The sequence below is a fragment of the Sulfitobacter sp. genome (genome assembly GCF_039977885.1).
In the GTDB taxonomy this organism is placed as follows: domain Bacteria; phylum Pseudomonadota; class Alphaproteobacteria; order Rhodobacterales; family Rhodobacteraceae; genus Sulfitobacter.
The window spans coordinates 71839-90219 of sequence record NZ_JBDWCI010000020.1 but is presented as its reverse complement, the minus strand read 5'-3'; the positions used below and the strand labels follow the sequence as shown (position 1 = coordinate 90219).

Here is an 18381-nt window from a genome sequence, read left to right as displayed (position 1 = left end):
GCCATAGGCGCTGTATGAAATTGGCGCTTTCTGCACTGATGTCGACGAATTAAACACCCTTATGTCCGTTTTTCTTAAGAGTCGCGCGATGTTGTCTCGCGGGTCTTGCGGCGGGTGAACCAGCGGTGGCGTTTAGGTTCAGGGACTGATGGAACGTCTTTAAGGCGAATTTGACCGGTGCGAGTGGCATTCATAAAGCTTTTTGCGTAGATGTTGATCATGTGCTCTCTCCTTGATGTGAGCCCATCCTTGACGAAAGCGACTTCAAATGCGACTCATGGAAATTTATAACATGTAAGTATAGGTGACATATGGATTGGCGTGGCCTGCCACCTTTATCCGCGTTGCGGGCTTTTGCGGCTTTCGCTGAAAGCGGAAGTGTTATCGGCGCTGGTGAGGTATTGGGTGTGTCCCATGCTGCAATCAGCCAGCAATTGAAGGTGCTCGAAGCAGATCTGGACACGGCTCTGCTGGACCGCTCTGGACGTGCAATGCGATTGACTGCCGAAGGGGAGCAATTGGCCCGCGCGATCCGCACCGGCTTTGATATGATAGGGGAGGGGGTCGCGACCCTGACCGGCGCGCGGGATGCCCGCCCCTTGCATATCTCTGTCACGCCTACCTTCGCTGCATCATGGTTGATGCCACGGCTGTCGGGTTTTCGTGCTGCGCACCCAGATATTGATCTGATGATTGACCCCACAGCGCAGGTGGTCACGCTTGGCCCGGACGGGATCGATCTGGCCATCCGCTTTGGTAACGGGGGATGGGACGGGTTGGACTCGGTTCTGCTTTGGAACAGTACGATGGTTGTGGTTGGTGCGCCTGCGTTGGTCGGGAACGCCGCCTGTGGTGACATAGCGGCCTTGGCGGGGTTCCCTTGGGTGGAGGAATTCGGGAATTCGGAATCCACCAGTTGGCTACGGCGTCACGGGGTGACCCAATCAGGCAGTCTGCTGCAAGTGCCCGGAAACCTGTTGATCGACGCGGTGCGGGACGGGCAGGCAATTGCGGTGACTGTGCGCCGCTTTGTAGAGCGGGATATACAGGCGGGCCGCCTACGCGTGCTGCATGAGGAAGCCGGCAGGGGGGCTGGTTATCACATTGTGACGCGCAGCGGCGTTATGCGCGCACCGCTCAAGGCTTTTGTGACATGGCTCAAACGGGAAGGGCGTAACCCTTAACCCGGTCCGATCATAATGCAGCTGACACTGCGCGCCTGCAGGCGGCGGCAGGCCAGGTCGGCTGTCTCCCGTGTCATGCCGAGGAAGTTCGCGTCAAAGCCCTGTGGCTTTCGCACGACCTTGCGCAGAGAACCGTCCAGCGTTGCCATTTCCGCCAGCGCCGTTTTGATCAGCACTTTTTCAGCAGCATAATGGCTGCCAAAGCGCCCGACATTCACGCCCCATTGCCGTCCGCCAGAAGTCGAGACGCGTGTTACCACTTCTTGTGGTTGGGGTTCCTTGGCTGTCTTGGGCTGCGCGCCAATCACGACAAGCCCCTTTGGCCGAAGTGTCGGCCGGATGGTCGTGCTGGTTGCTGCGGAGGCCAATACAACATCAGCAGCAGCTGCGACCGGTTGGGAAGGCGCCGGCGTCGGTGTTGGCGCATTCACCGCTTCGGCTACGGCGTCATTAATCGCTGAGTTGAGCAGGGCAGTCATCGGGTCAGGTGACGTAGGAGCAGCAGCAACCGCTACAGGCTCTGATGTTTGAGGGCGTAGATGTGGGCGCCAGGATGTTTTGACAGCCCGGACCAATCGTATGGTTTTGCCCTTGGCACCGGGCGATGTTGTGCCCGATGGGCTTGCTTCGGCAACATAGGCGGGTTCTTCCGGCTTGCGAAGCGGTGCATTCGAGGGCGCGCGGCGGAAGCCCAGATCCATCAGTTCCGCGACTTTGGCATTGCGCGATGCGGTGGACTGTCCACCAAAGACGGTTACGATGATGCGTTCATTGCCACGTTCTGCCGAAGCAGTGAGGTTAAAGCCTGCTGCACGCGTGTAGCCTGTCTTGATCCCGTCCGCCCCTTTGTATGAGTTCAGGAAACGGCGGTTGGTGTGGTTCACTTTCTTGATCCCGGCATCCGCAGTGATACGGGAGAACAGGTTATAATATTCGGGGAAATCATATAGCAGGTGCCGCCCCATGAGCGTCATGTCATGGGCGGTGGACAGGTGGCCTTCTTCGGTCAGGCCATGGGCGTTTTTGAATGTGGTGCGGGTCATCCCGATCTGTTTGGCGGTGCGGTTCATGCGGCGGGCGAATTTCGCCTCGGAACCGCTGATGGCTTCGCCGATGGCCGTGGCCGCATCATTGGCCGATTTCACCGCAGCAGCGCGCACAAGATAGCGCAGAGCGATTTTCTGACCTGGCCGAAGGCCTAGCTTGCTGGGCGGCTCAGAGGCGGCGTGCCGTGAAATGGTCACCTTGGTATCAAGGGAAATCTCACCACGTTCGATCGCCTGAAACGCAATGTATAGCGTCATCATTTTTGTCAGGGACGCGGGGTGTAGCCGTGTATCTGCATTGCGTGAGTGCAGTACCTCGCCGGTACGTGCATCAATTACATATGCTGCGTAGGGTGCCGCCTTCGCGCTCATTGGGACGAGGACGAACAGCCATAGCGCTGCTAGTATTAATAGCCCGAAACGGGCCGGCTGAGAGCGCCGAACCTTCATGTTAACCTGCCTAATCTGCCTCTGACCCCCGATTTTTCGAGTGGTCTTATTTTTTGATTGCCTGCATCGTAGCACGGGAAGGGGTTTCTGATAAGTCGTATTCTAGCAGTATTTATCAGTTTTTCTGCGGGCTGGCGTAGCAGATATAGGGGGTTGATCCGGCTCTCCCACAACACTGCGCAATGAGGCGAAAATGTGGCGATAATTGGACGGCAGTTGCCTCATTCTGAATCGCCGATTTGAGCCGTAAGTTGCAATGGTCCAGCCTGGATTGGGCGGAGTTGATATTGTGGCCTTAAGGTGAGGGATGTAATTTTGCTTATTATATTGTTTTTTATTAGAGGTTTGTGATGGTCTGATCTGTGGCTGGTAGGCACCTGCTGCTGTGCTGATCCGCGAGTCGCATGTGCGCGGGCCGCAATTTACCAAGCCATTTCCCTAACGGCAGCAAGTTTGCTGAAATCAGGCGGATTGGTCGGATTGAGGGTTGTGTTTTGGGCCGTCAGGCGGGAGGTTCCCCCACGCGCTGAGGGGGCCGACGTGGGCAGTTTATGATCGAGATTCTGGACGGGTTAAAAGCGGCATTCTGGCTTGTTGTGGGCTTTGATGCGGAGCTCTGGGAGATCAGCCTGAGATCTTTGCGCGTGACGTTAAGCGCGCTTGTGATTGCAAGTGTGATTGCCATTCCGCTGGGCACCTACCTTGCTGTTCAGCGCTTTCGCTACCGCCGTTTTGTGATCTCGATGATCAATGCCTTGATGGGGTTGCCGCCGGTTGTTGTCGGCTTGGTGGTCTATATCCTCTTGTCGCGCTCGGGGCCTTTCGGTGTGCTCGATCTGTTGTTCACGCCAACGGCGATGATTATTGCGCAGGTGGTTATTATCACGCCTGTGATTGCCTCCATTGCCCATCAATCCATGCGTGAGCTCTGGGCGGAATATCATGACTTGTTGATTTCCCTCAACACAACCAAACGTCAGCGGATACTTACGTTGATCTTTGATGGCAGGCGCAATCTGTTGACCGCAGCGCTGGCAGGGTTCGGGCGCGCCATAGGAGAGGTCGGGGCGATTATGATCGTAGGGGGCAATATCGACCATGCCACCCGCGTCCTGACCACGGCCATCGCGCTGGAGACGGGTAAGGGGGACTTTGCATTGGCGCTGGGTCTGGGATTTGTGCTGATCGGCCTTGCGGTGGTCGTAAACCTTGCCATCCATACGCTGTCACGGACTGAACGGGAGGGCCGCTGGTGAGTGCTGCATTTCCTTTGACGCTGCAAGGCGTGCATGTACGCCGGCAAGGCAGGTCTTTGCTGGGGCCACTTGATCTGACGCTGGGTGAGAAGGGGACGACGATTGTTATCGGGCCGAATGGGTCGGGCAAAACAACGCTGCTACGGGTGATGCACGGGATTGAGCGGGTGAGCCGTGGAGAGGTTACATGGGCCTGTGACAATCCGGCCAAACATGCCTTTGTCTTCCAGACCCCCATTGTTTTGCGCCGTAGTGTAGCTGACAATTTGGCCTATCCGCTTGTCCTACTAGGCACGCCGAAACATGAGATCAGACAGGCCGTTGATCATTGGCTGTTGCGGATCGGACTTGACGCTGCCGGTAATAATCAGGCCACGCGACTGTCGGGAGGGGAGCGGCAAAAGCTCGCCATTGCGCGGGCTCTTATTCGGAAGCCAGATGTGCTTTTTCTGGATGAACCTTGTTCCAATCTGGACGGCCACGCCACGCGCGAAATCGAGGCATTGCTGGAGGAGCAGGCAAAGGCTGGTACGCGGTTGGTCATGGCGACCCATGACATGGGGCAGGCCCGTAGGCTTGCAACTGATCTTGTCTTTATGCTGGACGGGAAGGTACACCAAAATGGACCAGCAGACGCCCTTTTTGCCAATCCCGGCACCGGCTCTCTGGCCGCATTCCTTAGAGGAGATATCGTGACATGAAACGTATTATATGTGCTTTTCTGGCCCTTGTTTGGGCTCAAACGGCATCAGCGGATCCTATGCGGATGGCTGTGACGACATCGTTCGAGAACTCGGGCCTGGCTGATGTGCTGCTACCGGCAATCAAGGAAGACCTTGATATCGATCTACAGCTTTTGGTTGTGGGGACGGGGCAGGCTTTGCGTCTTGGCGAGGCCGGAGACGTAGACGCGATTTTGGTGCATTCAAAAGCCGCTGAAGAAGCCTTTGTCGCTGCTGGCCATGGGCCGCACCGCCGCGAGATCATGTATAACGATTTTGTTGTTGTTGGTCCGGTCGCGGATGAAGCGCAAACTGCCGATGCCAGCAGTGCAGCAGACGCGCTGGGGCGGATTGCGGCAGCACAGGCCCCCTTTGTGAGCCGTGGTGATGACAGCGGGACACATAAAGCCGAGAAGGCCATCTGGGTGAGCGCCGGTATCGACCCCGAAACTGCCGGTGCATGGTATCACGCGGTAGGGGCCGGTATGGGGGCTGCGTTGAATACAGCTGCAGGGCTGGACGCATATGTTCTGTCGGACCGCGCAAGCTGGCTCAATTTTGGCAACAAGGAGGGGTTGGCGTTGCTATATTCCGGTGATCCGGCGTTGTTCAACCAATATGCGTTCCTGCCTGTGAGCCCGGACAAAAACGCCAACATCCGCAATGATCTTGCTATCGAGTTGGAGGATTGGCTGACCAGCCCGCGCGCGGCAGAGCTGATCAACGGTTATACGATCGACGGTGAAACCTTGTTTGTTTTCAACGCAGCTGCCGATTAATCAGTGCTGATGCGGTTCATCGTCGAGATGACCATGGACCGCAAACTGCATAATATCAGCTTGCTGCGCTTCAATGACACGGTAGCTTTCCAATACCCCCGCGGGGGTCAGTTCGCGGGTGAGGGTCAGCAAAGTGTTGGGGGCATGATCGGCGCATAGATCCGCCATTTGGTCGACCTCTTCCAATGCCGTGCCGCGTGCGGCCTCTACAGAGGGCGCGCCGTAGATATCAACAAAATGTTGGGCCAGCAGGGTGGCGATCACATCGCGCTCCTGCGGCTCGATCTGGGTGACCGCGACACAGCTGACACGTCCAAAGGTCTCACAGCCCATCCAGCCGTTTGCAAAGGCCTGCCGGGCCTTACCGACAAGGTCGGCTTCGCCCCAGTTCGAATATTCGAAGCCGCCCGAAATGCACCATTCACCGGTGCGTGCAGGGTTATGGAAAACCCGTTGGTCGCTTTCATCAAAATGGATTGCGCGGGCAAGTTTCATAGAGGCCTCGTCAGGGTTTCGGTGAGCGGGACAAGCATAGTCTTGTCACCGGCTTTGAGCAACAGGCCCAGACGGTCATCAAGGCCGATGAACGTGCCGGTCTGCCCTGCAAAAGTGACCTCGCCTTCAAGCCCATGCGCAAGGCCCTGCCATTCGCGATGAAGCTGTGCAGTGCCACTATCGAGCCAGGTGTTGATCCCGACCAGCGTATGCCGCACCCAGGCTTCAAGCAGCGCCACAGCGTCGATCTCGGCGCAGCCTTCGGCATAAAGCGCCGTTTGGTCGGGGGTCAGGCCCATGTCGTCACTTTCCGGCCATAGCGACAGGGTCAGCTCTACAATCAACCAGTCCGGTTCGACCTCGGGGGTGCCCGAAGCGGCCATGCGCAAGGCACCGCAGCGCCCGCCATTGACATAAACGGTCCCGTCCCAGCCCAGATGAACGCCGACTTCGGGCGGCCCAAGCGCACCAATGGCATTTTGCAGGCCAACACCGCATAGGGGCAACATAACCGCCGCCTCGGATAGCGCGACCTCGGGGGCAAAAACCATGGCTGCGCGCAGGCGGTCAGGGGCTAGATCATAGATCACCAGCCCCGCGTCACAGCCTGCCTTTGCCAAATCGACTGCCAGAGAAAACGGATCGGCACCCTGTGCATCTTGGCCCGAAAAGAGCGGCGGAAAGCGCGGTTCGCTCATGCATGCCCCTTGGCGATGAGGTCTTTTGCGATGCCGCGGAATGCAGTGGCGGGGGCACTATCGGGTTTCGAGACCACGACCGGCGCTCCTCCATCGGCGGCAAGGCGGATATCCATCTGGAGCGGTATTTCAGCCAGTAGGGGGACACCCAGCTTTTCAGCCTCGGCAGCGACGCCACCATGGCCAAACAGATGCTCCTCGTGCCCGCAGGCAGAACAGACATGGGTAGACATATTTTCGATCATCCCGATCAGCGGTGTGCCAAGCTGGTTGAACATATCAATCCCCTTGCGTGCATCCAGCAGCGCAATGTCCTGTGGCGTGGAAACGATGATCGCGCCATCGAGGTGGGATTTCTGCGCCAAAGTCATTTGGACATCACCGGTTCCGGGGGGCAGGTCGACAATCAGCACATCCAACGCGCCCCATTGCACCTGCGTGAGCATTTGCTGTAACGCACCCATCAGCATCGGACCGCGCCAGACCACGGCCTGATCATCGTTGGTCATCAACCCTAAAGACATCATCGTGACGCCAAAGTTCCGCATCGGCAGGATGATCTTGCCATCCGGTGAGGCAGGGCGACCAGAGACACCCAGCATGCGCGGCTGCGAAGGTCCGTAAACATCCGCATCAAGCAACCCGACACGGCGGCCTTCGGCGGCCAGTGCGCAGGCAAGGTTGGAGGCCACGGTGGATTTGCCAACGCCGCCCTTGCCGGATGCGACCGCGATGATCCGGTCCACGCCGGGGATCTTTTGTGGTCCACTTGGTTCCGCGCTGCGCTGGGGTTTGAGATCGGGCGGCGCTTTGCTGCTGTGGGCTGTCATAACGATTGAGGCGGTGCTGATCCCGTCAAGCGCGCGTATTTTCGCTTCGGCCGCGTCTTTGATGGCGGTATAGGCTGCTGCATGGGAGCCGCTAACTTCCATGACGAACCGGACAGTGCCCGCATCAACGGTCAGCGCTTTGACGATGCCTGCCTCGACAATGGATGTGCCGCTGATCGGGTCTTCCAACCCTGACAGGATGGAAAGGATGTCTTCTCTGGTCGCGCTCACGTTATGCCTGACCTTCGATTTGACCGGTCACCACATGCTCAAGGTCGACACCGTCGATGGTCAGGACCATTTTCGCCTCAAAGCTGCGGCCGGAGGTATCGCCTGCATTGCGCATGGCTTCCTCGATGGCTTGTTGGGAGGTTACGCCGACCTGCTTGAGGAACTTGCGCATGGACATGTTAAAGTCTTCGCTCATTGGATTTTCTCCGGTTGTCTGGGCTGCGTGCAGGTCTGCGCAGTGCGCGGGACCGCTATCGCGGCGGGTTCAGTGATCTTTGCGTTTCGAAAAATAATCATCAGAGGTCCGCGGACGCGGGCGTTCGTTGCCTGCGAAGGGGTTGTTCTGTGAATGGTACTGCGCGTTGATCCGGCAACCGTCACACATCTGGATCATGCGCGCGGCGGCAGGATTAGCGAACATGGCATGGTTTCCAGACAGCTTTTCCATGATTTTTTCAACTGTGGATTTTACCCCGAAAAGCGTACCGCATTCGACGCAGGCAAATGGTTCTTCTTCGTTCACGACCTTCTGCGTATAGGCCGCATCTGTCAGGTCGAACTGCGGTACAAGGCTGATCGCCTTTTCAGGGCAGACGTTGGTACACAGCCCGCATTGCAGGCAGGCATCTTCCTGAAAGCGAAGTTGCGGCATGTCGGGATTGTCACCTAGCGCGCCTGAGGGGCACAGCGATACACAGGCCAGACACAGAGTGCAGGCATCTGTATCGACCAATACGGCACCGTATGGCGCGCCTTGCGGTAGTGCCAATGTTTCTGTGGCGGGGTTCAGGGCTTTTGCAGAAAGGCGTGCGACCTGCCTGCGTGTGCCTAGCGGTAAAATCGGCGCATCCAGTGCTGTAGCAGCGGTAGCATCAAACAGGTAGTCCGACAGCGCGTCAGGATCGGCCATATCGAGAATCGCAGCCTTCTCGGGGGCAATCGCGAGCGTGAGGGCAAGCTGCGGGTTCAGGGCATCGCGTTCGGTTTCCGGTCCGGCCAGAATCTCGACGCGGGCAAATCCTGCTGCTAACGCCGCCAGCATTTCCGCATGGCCAAAGCCGGAAAGGGCGTTCACCTCCATCGGGATCACATCAGCAGGCAGCCCGCGTCCGTGGCGTGATGACAGTTGGATCATTTCTGCGCCATATGCGTCATGCACCAGTAGGCGCGCATCTTGACCACCCGCACTGCGGTAGGCCGTGGCAAGTATGCTGATCCGGCGGAAAATGTGATCTGTTGTCGGCATCTCATAGCTGATGGCCCCCGATGGGCAGACCGAGGCGCAGGCCCCGCAGCCTGCACAGATCAGCGGATCAACGGCGACATGCTCTCCGGCTGAAACGATAGCGCCGGTAGGGCAGACGTTCAGGCAGTTAGAGCAAGCAGGCTTTTCCGCGCGGGAATGTGCGCACAGAGTGGGCTCCATGCGCACATATAGCGGTTTTTCAAAGGTGCCGATCAGCAGGCTTGCTTCGGAAATGGCTTGGGCGACAGCAGGCTGGCTTTTGGGGTCGGCGCGTAGATATCCGTCGCGCTTGTGATCTGCGGGGAACAGGGGAGTTGCACCGGACAGGTCAAGGATAATGTCGCATTGTGACATTGCGCCGTCCCGCGGCGCGCTTAGATCCGGCGTCCCGCGGCCGCCAATAAGGCTTTGTTGGAAGGCATCAATCCTGACCTCGAACGCGCCAAGCGTCCCGGTCGCCTGTCTTAGCTTTCCGACATATGTATCAAAGGCTGGGTGAGGCACGATGTCGCTTTGTGGTCCAAGCAGGACAGTCACCGATAGCGTTTCGGCGAGTGTTTGTGCAGCGGGTAAAACAACATCGGATGCGCCGAGAATCAGGCAGGTGCCTTCTGACACGACATCAATGGACTTATAGTCAGGCTCGTCCATTAGCCCGTCTGCGATCAATGCCGCCATTTTGGGTGTCGTAGAGGCGCTGTCATCGGTCCAGCCGGCACGGTCGCGAATGTCTATGAAGGTTGGCGCATCTACCTCGAAATCTTGGGCAATTTCGGCAAAACGGGGGGCTTCTTGTGCGCAGGCTATGACGACATCGCCATCTTTAATCGCCTCTGCTGCGATATCCGCTTGGGTGGTGCATAAGCTGGTAAAGCAGCCTGTGCAGGCCAGGCCCGTCGCAGCGCCCAAGCCTGTGGCATCAACCGATTGAGAGCCAAGGCAGTCACACAAGAGCAAGGTTTTTGACATGGTTTCCCCCGGAATTTGCAATCAGCGCAGGTGCGCAACTAGGCAGGAATCGCCCTTGCAGTAAACCGTCAATCGTTTTGAATCTAGTGCAGGATGATTGTGCGACCGCAGCATTATCGGGTAAAATTTGCCAGTAAACTAAATGTGTTGTCCAAGATAGTCCGGAAAAATCAAAAAAACGCATTTCGGGGCTTTGAAATTCTACCTTTGGTTTAAGGCGATGTATTTTGCTCTTTTTCTAGTCGTTAAAATGCGCCATCATGCCCCCAGCCAAAAGAGGGATTACTTCTTGAGCCATGCTTATCCAAATGCGCAGGCACTGCCGGTCGGTGTTGTCGTGCGTCGTGCACCGGGTGTGACACGCTGGGCCAAGTTCGCTTGGACCGTGTCCTCTGTGCTGCCCGGTGCCGGTTCTGCGGATTGGAAAGTTCTGCGCGAAGAGGCTGATGTGACAGAGTTTCACGCAGCAACCCTGCCACTTACCCTGTATGTTTCCGAGGCCGAAGCCTACGCGCATGAGTTGCAGGCCCGCGTGCCTTCCGTCTATGTGGTGCTGCGTCCTGCTGATCATAGTGCTGATATGCCGTGGTCGGTCGCTTTGGTGACCGCGTCCCCTTACGAGGCGCAGGATTATTGCGATTCGGCCGAGGAGTTGGTCGAGAAAGTCGCCATGCCCGAAGGATTGCATGCTTGGGTCGCCAGTTTCGTGGATGAGCATTACGAAGAAGAAGTGTTTGTTAAGCGGCGTCGTGATCGGGCGCGGGTGGATCGGGTCGAGGACGGGATCGGCGATGCACGTATCCGTCAGATCAGTGATGTTTATCGCGCGCCACGCCGCAAAGAGGTGGCCGGATGACCAAACCGCAATCCGCCTGGTCGCGCCGGCGTGCAGCTGTTGCCGCAGAGGCCGCAGCCGAAGAACAAGCCGCACAAGCCGCCATCATTGCGCAGCAGCAAGAGGCATTGGCCGAAAAAAGCGATGCGGAAATACTCGAAGAGCTCGGCCTGCCTGATCCGGATGCGATGGTGCAAGGCGACGACTTTAAGGCGTTTTTGGCCAAAACTGTGCCTGCGCATCTACGCAAGCGGGCGCTTCGCAACCTGTGGCGTAGCAATCCGGTGTTGGCCTGTGTGGACGGGCTGAATGATTATGATGACGATTATCTGACAGGCAGTTACGGGCAGGGACCAATTGCCACGACTTATCAGGTCGGCAAGGGTATGCTGTCGCATCTTGTCGAGATGGAGCGCCAGAAAGAAGCTGCATCGGTACAGCCCGCTGAGGATGATGAACCGGCTGTCGCTGTTGATGCCGCGCTGGTGGAAGATTTGCCCGAGGCGGAAGATGTGTCACCGGCCGCCCCTCAAGAGGAAGTTGCCGCAGCGCCACAAGAGGACGCGCAGCCTTTGCCAGCCCCGCGCCGCATGACGTTTCAATTTGAGGAGGATGCTGCATGACCCTTGCCGCACCTGTGATAGAGGTTTCCGAAGAAGACCGCATGCGCGGGGATCTTTATAACTACCTCGGGCTGATGTTGGCAGCACCGGCTGACCAGATGCTTCTGGAGCAAACGGCGGCTTTGAGTGGGGATGAATCTCCGCTTGGCAAGGCGATCCAAGGGCTCGCGCGGGTCGCCAAAGTGTCCACACCAAAAGCTGTGGAAACCGAATTCAACACACTTTTCATCGGTTTGGGCCGAGGAGAGCTATTGCCCTATGCCAGCTATTATCTGACGGGTTTTTTGAACGAGAAGCCGCTTGCCAATCTGCGCGCGACTATGGCCAGTTTCGGCATGACCCGCGCAGCGGACAAGTTCGAGCCCGAAGACAATATCGCATCGTTGATGGAGATGATGGCCGGCATGATTGTTGGCCGTTTTGGCCGTGTGGCCAGTGTCGAAGAGCAGAAACAGTTTTTCAATGCGCATATCGGCACATGGGCCACGCATTATTTCACGGATTTGCAGGCGGCAAAGTCGTCGGTGCTTTATGCATCGGTCGGCGCTGTCGGGCTGGCATTGATGGACATCGAACGCGAAGCATTTCGCATGACGGCAAGCGCATAGCCTTGTCAGGTAACCGGCGGGTTCACCCGCTTAACAAAGAGAAGGGAAGACTTCCATGAGTGAGCAAACCAAAGGCGCAAGCCGCCGCGATTTCTTGAAGTTGGCCGGAACAGCAGCACCGGCAGTTGTAGCTGTGGCCGCAGGGGGCACTGCCGCCCAAGCCGAGCCGCAGCCCGTCGATCTGTCGTCAGACAAAATGCAGGATACGGCTCACACCCGTGCCTATCTCGAAAGTACACGTTTCTAATAGCAGCGCAGCGCGCTTTACGAATTCATCCAGCGGAGCTGGATCAGGGAGGAAGACCATGCTGAGGAAAAAGACCAGCGGAATCACACGCCGTTCCGGGCGGACGCCAATCGTTGCAGGTAAAGGTACAGGCGGGATTGACCGTCGCGGGTTCCTGCGTGGCTCGGGCCTTGCCATTGGTGGCTTGGCTGCGATTGCTGCGACAGGTGGGACAGTAACACAGGCCACGGCGCAGACTGCTGCGACGCGCGCCGTCGAGCGGGTCAAATCCGTTTGTACCCACTGTTCGGTGGGCTGCACCGTCGAGGCCGAAGTCGATAATGGCGTCTGGATCGGCCAGGAACCCGGCTTTGACAGCCCATTCAACCTTGGTGGTTATTGCGCCAAAGGGGCGTCGGTGCGGGAGCACGCACACGGCGAACGCCGCCTGAAGTACCCGATGAAAAAGGTCGATGGCGAATGGGTCCGCATGAGCTGGGACGATGCCATCAATGAGATCGGCGATGGCATGAACAAAATCCGCGAAGAAAGCGGGCCGGATTCTGTTTATTGGTTGGGATCGGCCAAGCATAACAATGAACAGGCCTATCTGTTCCGTAAATTCGCGGCTTACTGGGGTACGAATAACGTCGACCACCAGGCGCGTATTTGCCACTCGACGACAGTTGCGGGTGTGGCCAACACATGGGGCTACGGCGCCATGACCAACAGCTACAACGACATTCACAACTCCAGAGCGCTTTTTGTGATCGGTGGGAACCCTGCCGAGGCGCATCCGGTTTCGCTGTTGCACATCCTCAAAGCTAAAGAGGAAAACAACGCGCCGCTGATCGTTTGTGACCCGCGCTTTACCCGTACAGCAGCCCATGCCGATGAATATGTCCGCTTCCGTCCGGGTTCGGACGTGGCGCTTGTTTGGGGCATTTTGTGGCACATCTTTGAGAACGGTTGGGAAGACAAGGAATTCATCCGCACCCGTGTCTGGGGGATGGAGCAAATCCGCGACGAGGTGGCCAAATGGACACCCGAAGAGGTCGAACGGGTTACGGGTGCCCCCGGTGCACAGCTTGAGCGGGTCGCGCGCACGTTGGTGAACAACCGCCCCGGCACCGTGATCTGGTGCATGGGTGGCACGCAGCACACCAATGGTAACAACAACACGCGCGCCTACTGCATTTTGCAGCTGGCGTTGGGCAACATGGGCGTTGCAGGCGGCGGGACCAATATTTTCCGCGGCCACGACAACGTGCAGGGTGCTACCGACCTTGGTGTTCTGGCCGATACATTGCCTGGATACTACGGCCTGTCTGAAGGCGCGTGGGCGCATTGGGCGCGGGTCTGGGAAGAAGACCTTGATTACCTCAAGGGGCGGTTCTCAAGTGAGACTGTCGGTGACACCGCGATGATGAACCTCACCGGTATTCCAGTGAGCCGGTGGATCGACGGTGTGTTGGAAAGCAAGGACAACCTTGACCAGCCCGACAACACCCGCGCTATGGTTCTGTGGGGCCATGCCCCCAACAGCCAAACCCGTCAGAAAGAAATGAAGACGGCGATGGAGAAGCTCGACATGTTGGTTGTGGTCGATCCATATCCGACAGTCACGGCTGTGCTTCAGGACCGGACAGACGGTGTGTATCTGCTGCCTGCCTGTACTCAGTTCGAGACGCGCGGCTCTGTCACTGCGTCGAACCGGTCGTTGCAATGGCGTGAGCAAGTGGTTGAGCCCTTGTTTGAATCCTTGCCCGATCACGCCATCGTTGCGAAATTTGCCGAAAAGTTCGGCTTCCATGACAAGCTGTTCCGCAACATCGCGATTGATGAAAATGGCGAGCCGAACATCGAAGACCTCACCCGTGAGTTCAACAAAGGCATGTGGACTATTGGCTATACCGGCCAAAGCCCCGAGCGCATGAAAATGCACATGGCAAACCAGCACACATTCGACCGCACAACTTTGCGTGCGGTCGGTGGACCAGCAGATGGCGACTTTTACGGTATGCCATGGCCTTGCTGGGGCACCGCCGACATGAAGCACCCGGGCACGGCAAACCTGTATGACATGTCGATCCCCGTGGCCGAGGGGGGGCTGACCTTCCGTGCCCGCTTTGGGGTGGAGCGTAACGGCGAAAACCTATTGGCCGAAGGCGTCTTTACGCCGGGGTCGCAGATCGAAGACGGGTATCCCGAATTCACCATGCAGATGCTCATTGATCTTGGTTGGGACGGTGATTTGACCGCCCAAGAACGTGCCTCGATCGAGGCCGTTGCGGGCTATGAGAAAGCACATGAGGCCGATGAGGGTACGCAACCGGTTGGCGAGACATCGCAAACGGGAGCGGTGCCATCGGATTACGCGGCAGCTGTTGGCGGCATCAACTGGAAGACCGACCTGTCGGGCGGTATCCAGCGCGTGGCCATTGCCCGTGGCTGTGCACCCTTTGGCAATGCCAAGGCGCGCACAGTGGTCTGGACCTTCCCTGATCCGGTGCCAATCCACCGCGAGCCGCTTTATACCAACCGCCGCGATTTGGTGGGTGAATTCCCGACCTACGAGGATAAGAAGTTCTGGCGCGTGCCCACCATGTACGAGTCCATTCAGAAAAAAGACTTCTCACAGGATTATCCGATCATTCTGACATCCGGACGTCTGGTCGAATATGAAGGCGGCGGGGACGAGACACGATCAAACCCGTGGCTGGCCGAATTGCAGCAAGATATGTTCGTCGAGATCAACACCCGCGACGCCAATAACCTTGGTGTTCGGGACGGCGCGCAGGTCTGGGTTGAAGGCCCTGAAGGCGGCAAGGTCAAAGTGATGGCTATGGTGACCGAGCGTGTCGGCGAAGGCGTGGCCTTTATGCCGTTCCACTTTGGTGGCCACCTCGAAGGCGTGGACCTGCGGGACAAATACCCCGAAGGGGCCGATCCTTATGTACTGGGCGAAAGCACCAATACTGCACAAACATATGGCTATGACAGCGTAACCCAGATGCAAGAGACGAAAGCCACTCTTTGCAAAATCTGGACAGCGTAAGGGAGAAGTAGAATGGCAAGAGCAAAATTTCTCGTAGACGCTGAACGCTGCATCGAATGCAACGCCTGCGTTACCGCGTGTAAAAACGAACATGAGGTGCCGTGGGGTATCAACCGCCGCAAGGTTGTGACCATCAATGACGGTGTTCCTGGTGAGCGGTCGATTTCGGTCGCGTGTATGCACTGTTCGGACGCACCCTGCATGGCTGTTTGCCCGACCGATTGTTTCTACCAGACCGAAGAAGGGGTGGTTTTGCACTCTAAGGATCTGTGCATCGGCTGTGGTTATTGCTTTTACGCGTGCCCCTTTGGCGCGCCACAATATCCGCAAGCGGGTAACTTCGGTTCGCGTGGTAAGATGGATAAATGTACCTTCTGCGCCGGTGGCCCAGAGGAGAACAACTCCACCGCCGAGTTCCAGAAGTACGGCCGGAACCGGATCGCGGAGGGCAAGTTGCCAATCTGCGCCGAGATGTGTTCGACAAAAGCGTTGCTTGCCGGTGATGGTGATGTCGTTTCGGGCATCTACCGTGAACGGGTTGTTGCACGTGGTTTCGGATCCGGCGCATGGGGCTGGGGTACTGCGTATCAACAAAAGGGCGGCTAAACGCCCCTTTTTCGATATTGTAAAAAGGGGGCGGCCTATGTTTGGTCGCCCCTGTCTTATCCAGCCATAAGGAAGTTTTGATGTTGCGTCTGTTTGGCCTGCTTGCTCTCCTGTTTACCCTTGCCGCACCTGCCATTGCTCAAGAAACGTCCGCTGATCCGCGTGCGTCGACAGGTGGTGCGCAAACTCTCGAAGATATTATGCGCCGTCAGGAAGGGGCAAAGATCGACGACAGCTTCCGCAGTGATGCCACCGGCAATCCGGATGCGGCAGCCTCCATCAGTGGTCAGTTGGGCACTTTGGGGGGCGCGTCGGACCCCGAGCTATGGCGGGCATATCGCTATGGCACTGCCGACATCATCACACAGGCGCGTAGCCCTGCGGCGACAACGATGGTGCAGGATGGCGGCATGTGGTGGCTGGAGTTCCGCCGCGGGCCGCTGTTGCAGATCGCAGTTTATCTGTTGGGTGGCACATTGGTGTTGCTGGCGCTGTTCTACCTGATCCGCGGGCGCATTCGTATTGACGGGGAAAAGACCGGTCGAACGCTGGTCCGTTTCAAAGCGGTCGAGCGGTTCGGTCACTGGCTTCTGGCGTCTTCATTTATCGTGTTGGGGATCACCGGCTTGATCTCGCTGTTCGGGCGTAAAGTGATCATACCCGCTTTTGGTCATGAGGCATTTTCCTCTCTGGCGGTCGTGAGCAAATGGATTCACAATAACATCTCTTGGGCTTTCATCGTCGCGCTGTTGATCGTGTTTGTCGCATGGGTGATGCATAACATACCCGATAAGACCGACCTGAAATGGCTGGCAAAAGGTGGCGGGATTTTCGGTGGCGGACACCCTCCTGCCAAGAAATTCAACGCCGGTCAAAAGCTGATCTTCTGGGCGGTGATCGTCTTGGGCGGCTCAATCGCCGTATCGGGATTGTCGTTGCTGTTCCCGTTCCAGATCACACTGTTTGGCCCGACCTTCGAAACATTGAACAGCTGGGGTGTCTCGGGATGGTTCGGCCTGGCCGATCTGCCCTATCCGCTTGAGCCGCAGGAGGAAATGCAGTTTGCACAGCTTTGGCACGCGCTGATCAGTCTGGTGCTAACCGCGATTATCTTTGCGCATATCTATCTTGGCTCGATTGGTATGGAGGGCGCGTTTGATGCGATGGGTAAAGGCGAAGTCGAAGAGCAATGGGCCCGGGAACACCACAGCATTTGGGCTGAAGAAGTGTTGGAAGCCGATGCCAAAGCACGGGAGTCGAACTGATGAAAGCTTTCTTGGTTGCCCTTGTGGCACTTGTTGTGATCGCGGTCGGAGCAAACCGGATCCTGACGACAATCGGCTTTTCAAGCCAGGAGGCGGGCACGTCATCCGCCAATGTTCGCCTGCCGGAATAGACGCCAGGTCGTCTAAACCGATGGGCTTATGGCAGCGGGTATAACATACGCGCTGCCATTTTAATTTCGCTATGCAGGGATGTCCGCAGAGCTGCCGTATGGTGACTGGAAACCCAGTTCGATCGAAAAGGTGCAAGGCCCTGCGATCATCGGGTCCAACGCCCCGTGCAAATCCGCAAGCAGTGCCTTCATAAACGGGGCATCGCGGTGCGGTTTGTCCAGCACGCGGATATGCAAAAACACATGGTCATGGTGGGTTTGGGTCAGTGGATAGGCGCGGCCTTTGCAACTACCGGCTCCTGCGTCGGCGGCTTTAATGACCTCTTCGGCGCGGGCAAGGATTGCAGGGGCATCGAGTTTGATATGCGCGGAATAGCTAAGGTTGGCTTGGGGCATTTATTGATCCTTTGGCAAGCGTGGTTAACAAGGGCACAAGACCCTCAAGAGTTTCGATTTCGTGGAATTTTTCATGATCGGGGGGCGGTGCATACTCAACGGCCCATGTTATGCCGTGGGGCACATAAACGCCGTGGCCGCCTGCGCTGATCATCGGAATGACATCCGAGGCCATCGAGTTCCCGATCATAATCCCCTGATCGACGCCGGTGCCGTGTTGATCAAAAATACGGGTGTATGTTGGCGGGGTCTTGGCCGACACGATCTCGACCCCGTCAAACAGATCGCGCAGCCCTGATTGCGCCAGCTTGCGTTCCTGATCCAGTAAGTCGCCCTTTGTGATGACCAATAGCTTGTAAGACCCGCGCAGCGCCTCGAGCGTTCCGGTAACATGAGGCAACAGCTCTACGGCGTGGGACAGCATATCGCGCCCCGCATACAAAAGCTCACTTATGACAGAGGTAGGCACACGCCCGTCGGTGACCTCGATTGCGGTTTCAATCATGCTGAGTGTGAAGCCTTTGATGCCGAACCCGTAATGCGGCAGATTGCGCCGCTCGGCTTCCAAAAGGCGGGCCATCAGCGTTGCGCGGTCTGTATGGGGGCTCAGCAGGTCGGCAAAATAGTCTTGGGTCAGGGTAAAGAAACGCTCGTTATGCCATAGTGTATCATCGGCATCGAAACCGATGGTCGTGATTGGATTGGACATATTGGCGCGCAGCCTCTT

The 18381-nt window shown here is 57.4% G+C and carries 21 protein-coding genes; 12 read left to right on the top strand and 9 right to left on the bottom strand.

Annotated elements, in window-relative coordinates:
* Positions 1 to 74: 74 nt before the first annotated feature.
* Positions 75 to 221 (bottom strand): hypothetical protein, encoded by a 147-nt coding sequence (locus ABJM03_RS14065; protein ID WP_348418483.1) that lies wholly within the window; start codon positions 219 to 221, stop codon positions 75 to 77.
* 90 nt (positions 222 to 311) lie between these two features.
* Between ABJM03_RS14065 and ABJM03_RS14060 the strand changes: the two genes are divergently transcribed.
* Positions 312 to 1184 (top strand): LysR family transcriptional regulator, encoded by an 873-nt coding sequence (locus ABJM03_RS14060; RefSeq protein WP_348418482.1) that lies wholly within the window; start codon positions 312 to 314, stop codon positions 1182 to 1184.
* Here the strand turns inward: ABJM03_RS14060 and ABJM03_RS14055 are convergent.
* On the bottom strand, positions 1181 to 2680 hold the full coding sequence (locus tag ABJM03_RS14055) for a D-alanyl-D-alanine carboxypeptidase family protein (RefSeq protein ID WP_348418481.1): 1500 nt from the start codon (positions 2678 to 2680) through the stop codon (positions 1181 to 1183). The two genes, ABJM03_RS14060 and ABJM03_RS14055, sit on opposite strands and share 4 nt — an antisense overlap.
* Before the next feature lie 551 nt (positions 2681 to 3231).
* On the opposite strand from ABJM03_RS14055, the gene ABJM03_RS14050 reads away from it, so the two are divergent.
* The 3 genes from ABJM03_RS14050 to ABJM03_RS14040 are packed head-to-tail and all read left to right on the top strand — an operon-like array spanning position 3232 to position 5437.
* Entirely contained in the window at positions 3232 to 3936 is a 705-nt protein-coding gene (locus ABJM03_RS14050) for an ABC transporter permease (protein ID WP_348418480.1), read from the top strand.
* Entirely contained in the window at positions 3933 to 4637 is a 705-nt protein-coding gene (locus ABJM03_RS14045) for an ATP-binding cassette domain-containing protein (RefSeq protein WP_348418479.1), read from the top strand. Before ABJM03_RS14050 ends, ABJM03_RS14045 begins: the two co-directional genes overlap by 4 nt.
* On the top strand, positions 4634 to 5437 hold the full coding sequence (locus ABJM03_RS14040; protein ID WP_348418478.1) for a substrate-binding domain-containing protein: 804 nt from the start codon (positions 4634 to 4636) through the stop codon (positions 5435 to 5437). Before ABJM03_RS14045 ends, ABJM03_RS14040 begins: the two co-directional genes overlap by 4 nt.
* On the opposite strand, the gene ABJM03_RS14035 is transcribed toward ABJM03_RS14040, so the two are convergent.
* The 5 genes from ABJM03_RS14035 to ABJM03_RS14015 form a co-directional block, all read right to left on the bottom strand.
* Entirely contained in the window at positions 5438 to 5932 is a 495-nt protein-coding gene (locus tag ABJM03_RS14035; RefSeq protein ID WP_348418477.1) for a DUF6505 family protein, read from the bottom strand.
* Positions 5929 to 6630 (bottom strand): biotin/lipoate--protein ligase family protein, encoded by a 702-nt coding sequence (locus ABJM03_RS14030; RefSeq protein ID WP_348418476.1) that lies wholly within the window; start codon positions 6628 to 6630, stop codon positions 5929 to 5931. The genes ABJM03_RS14035 and ABJM03_RS14030 overlap by 4 nt, the downstream gene beginning before the upstream one ends.
* Positions 6627 to 7691, bottom strand: coding sequence for an Mrp/NBP35 family ATP-binding protein (locus tag ABJM03_RS14025; protein ID WP_348418475.1), 1065 nt, complete (start codon positions 7689 to 7691; stop codon positions 6627 to 6629). The genes ABJM03_RS14030 and ABJM03_RS14025 overlap by 4 nt, the downstream gene beginning before the upstream one ends.
* 1 nt (position 7692) lies before the next feature.
* Positions 7693 to 7887 (bottom strand): DUF6494 family protein, encoded by a 195-nt coding sequence (locus ABJM03_RS14020; RefSeq protein WP_348418474.1) that lies wholly within the window; start codon positions 7885 to 7887, stop codon positions 7693 to 7695.
* A gap of 69 nt (positions 7888 to 7956) precedes the next feature.
* On the bottom strand, positions 7957 to 9906 hold the full coding sequence (locus ABJM03_RS14015) for a 4Fe-4S binding protein (protein ID WP_348418473.1): 1950 nt from the start codon (positions 9904 to 9906) through the stop codon (positions 7957 to 7959).
* Between the two features lie 289 nt (positions 9907 to 10195).
* Between ABJM03_RS14015 and ABJM03_RS14010 the strand changes: the two genes are divergently transcribed.
* From ABJM03_RS14010 to ABJM03_RS13975, 8 genes are all read left to right on the top strand, one after another.
* Positions 10196 to 10762: a DUF3305 domain-containing protein gene (locus ABJM03_RS14010; protein WP_348418472.1), complete on the top strand. Its 567-nt coding sequence runs from the start codon at positions 10196 to 10198 to the stop codon at positions 10760 to 10762.
* Complete coding sequence (locus ABJM03_RS14005) at positions 10759 to 11364, top strand: DUF3306 domain-containing protein (RefSeq protein WP_348418471.1); 606 nt, start codon at positions 10759 to 10761, stop codon at positions 11362 to 11364. Before ABJM03_RS14010 ends, ABJM03_RS14005 begins: the two co-directional genes overlap by 4 nt.
* Positions 11361 to 11972, top strand: coding sequence for a molecular chaperone TorD family protein (locus ABJM03_RS14000; protein WP_348418470.1), 612 nt, complete (start codon positions 11361 to 11363; stop codon positions 11970 to 11972). The genes ABJM03_RS14005 and ABJM03_RS14000 overlap by 4 nt, the downstream gene beginning before the upstream one ends.
* A gap of 55 nt (positions 11973 to 12027) precedes the next feature.
* Positions 12028 to 12219 (top strand): twin-arginine translocation signal domain-containing protein, encoded by a 192-nt coding sequence (locus ABJM03_RS13995; RefSeq protein ID WP_348418469.1) that lies wholly within the window; start codon positions 12028 to 12030, stop codon positions 12217 to 12219.
* Between the two features lie 58 nt (positions 12220 to 12277).
* Complete coding sequence (locus ABJM03_RS13990; RefSeq protein WP_348418468.1) at positions 12278 to 15256, top strand: formate dehydrogenase subunit alpha; 2979 nt, start codon at positions 12278 to 12280, stop codon at positions 15254 to 15256.
* 12 nt (positions 15257 to 15268) lie between these two features.
* Positions 15269 to 15862, top strand: coding sequence for a formate dehydrogenase FDH3 subunit beta (gene fdh3B / locus ABJM03_RS13985; RefSeq protein WP_348418467.1), 594 nt, complete (start codon positions 15269 to 15271; stop codon positions 15860 to 15862).
* A gap of 80 nt (positions 15863 to 15942) precedes the next feature.
* A complete protein-coding gene (locus ABJM03_RS13980) occupies positions 15943 to 17127 on the top strand; it encodes a formate dehydrogenase subunit gamma (RefSeq protein WP_348418466.1) in 1185 nt (394 codons plus the stop codon).
* Positions 17127 to 17258 carry a hypothetical protein gene (locus tag ABJM03_RS13975; protein ID WP_348418465.1) on the top strand — a complete coding sequence of 44 codons (132 nt, stop codon included), beginning with the start codon at positions 17127 to 17129 and terminating at the stop codon, positions 17256 to 17258. The genes ABJM03_RS13980 and ABJM03_RS13975 overlap by 1 nt, the downstream gene beginning before the upstream one ends.
* 69 nt (positions 17259 to 17327) lie before the next feature.
* On the opposite strand, the gene ABJM03_RS13970 is transcribed toward ABJM03_RS13975, so the two are convergent.
* Together ABJM03_RS13970 and ABJM03_RS13965 are read right to left on the bottom strand one after the other, a co-directional pair.
* Positions 17328 to 17654, bottom strand: a complete 327-nt coding sequence (locus tag ABJM03_RS13970; protein WP_348418464.1) for a hypothetical protein — start codon at positions 17652 to 17654, stop codon at positions 17328 to 17330.
* Entirely contained in the window at positions 17635 to 18363 is a 729-nt protein-coding gene (locus ABJM03_RS13965) for an HAD family hydrolase (protein WP_348418463.1), read from the bottom strand. Before ABJM03_RS13965 ends, ABJM03_RS13970 begins: the two co-directional genes overlap by 20 nt.
* Positions 18364 to 18381 lie beyond the last annotated feature (18 nt).

Bases quoted from the DNA above. Each gene is read 5' to 3' on its own strand.
- ABJM03_RS14065 (WP_348418483.1), bottom strand. From the start codon at position 221: ATGATCAACATCTACGCAAAAAGCTTTATGAATGCCACTCGCACCGGT.
- ABJM03_RS14060 (WP_348418482.1), top strand. From the start codon at position 312: ATGGATTGGCGTGGCCTGCCACCTTTATCCGCGTTGCGGGCTTTTGCG.
- ABJM03_RS14055 (WP_348418481.1), bottom strand. From the start codon at position 2,680: ATGAAGGTTCGGCGCTCTCAGCCGGCCCGTTTCGGGCTATTAATACTA.
- ABJM03_RS14050 (WP_348418480.1), top strand. From the start codon at position 3,232: ATGATCGAGATTCTGGACGGGTTAAAAGCGGCATTCTGGCTTGTTGTG.
- ABJM03_RS14040 (WP_348418478.1), top strand. From the start codon at position 4,634: ATGAAACGTATTATATGTGCTTTTCTGGCCCTTGTTTGGGCTCAAACG.
- ABJM03_RS14035 (WP_348418477.1), bottom strand. From the start codon at position 5,932: ATGAAACTTGCCCGCGCAATCCATTTTGATGAAAGCGACCAACGGGTT.
- ABJM03_RS14030 (WP_348418476.1), bottom strand. From the start codon at position 6,630: ATGAGCGAACCGCGCTTTCCGCCGCTCTTTTCGGGCCAAGATGCACAG.
- ABJM03_RS14020 (WP_348418474.1), bottom strand. From the start codon at position 7,887: ATGAGCGAAGACTTTAACATGTCCATGCGCAAGTTCCTCAAGCAGGTC.
- ABJM03_RS14015 (WP_348418473.1), bottom strand. From the start codon at position 9,906: ATGTCAAAAACCTTGCTCTTGTGTGACTGCCTTGGCTCTCAATCGGTT.
- ABJM03_RS14005 (WP_348418471.1), top strand. From the start codon at position 10,759: ATGACCAAACCGCAATCCGCCTGGTCGCGCCGGCGTGCAGCTGTTGCC.
- ABJM03_RS14000 (WP_348418470.1), top strand. From the start codon at position 11,361: ATGACCCTTGCCGCACCTGTGATAGAGGTTTCCGAAGAAGACCGCATG.
- ABJM03_RS13995 (WP_348418469.1), top strand. From the start codon at position 12,028: ATGAGTGAGCAAACCAAAGGCGCAAGCCGCCGCGATTTCTTGAAGTTG.
- ABJM03_RS13990 (WP_348418468.1), top strand. From the start codon at position 12,278: ATGCTGAGGAAAAAGACCAGCGGAATCACACGCCGTTCCGGGCGGACG.
- fdh3B (WP_348418467.1), top strand. From the start codon at position 15,269: ATGGCAAGAGCAAAATTTCTCGTAGACGCTGAACGCTGCATCGAATGC.
- ABJM03_RS13980 (WP_348418466.1), top strand. From the start codon at position 15,943: ATGTTGCGTCTGTTTGGCCTGCTTGCTCTCCTGTTTACCCTTGCCGCA.
- ABJM03_RS13975 (WP_348418465.1), top strand. From the start codon at position 17,127: ATGAAAGCTTTCTTGGTTGCCCTTGTGGCACTTGTTGTGATCGCGGTC.
- ABJM03_RS13970 (WP_348418464.1), bottom strand. From the start codon at position 17,654: ATGCCCCAAGCCAACCTTAGCTATTCCGCGCATATCAAACTCGATGCC.
- ABJM03_RS13965 (WP_348418463.1), bottom strand. From the start codon at position 18,363: ATGTCCAATCCAATCACGACCATCGGTTTCGATGCCGATGATACACTA.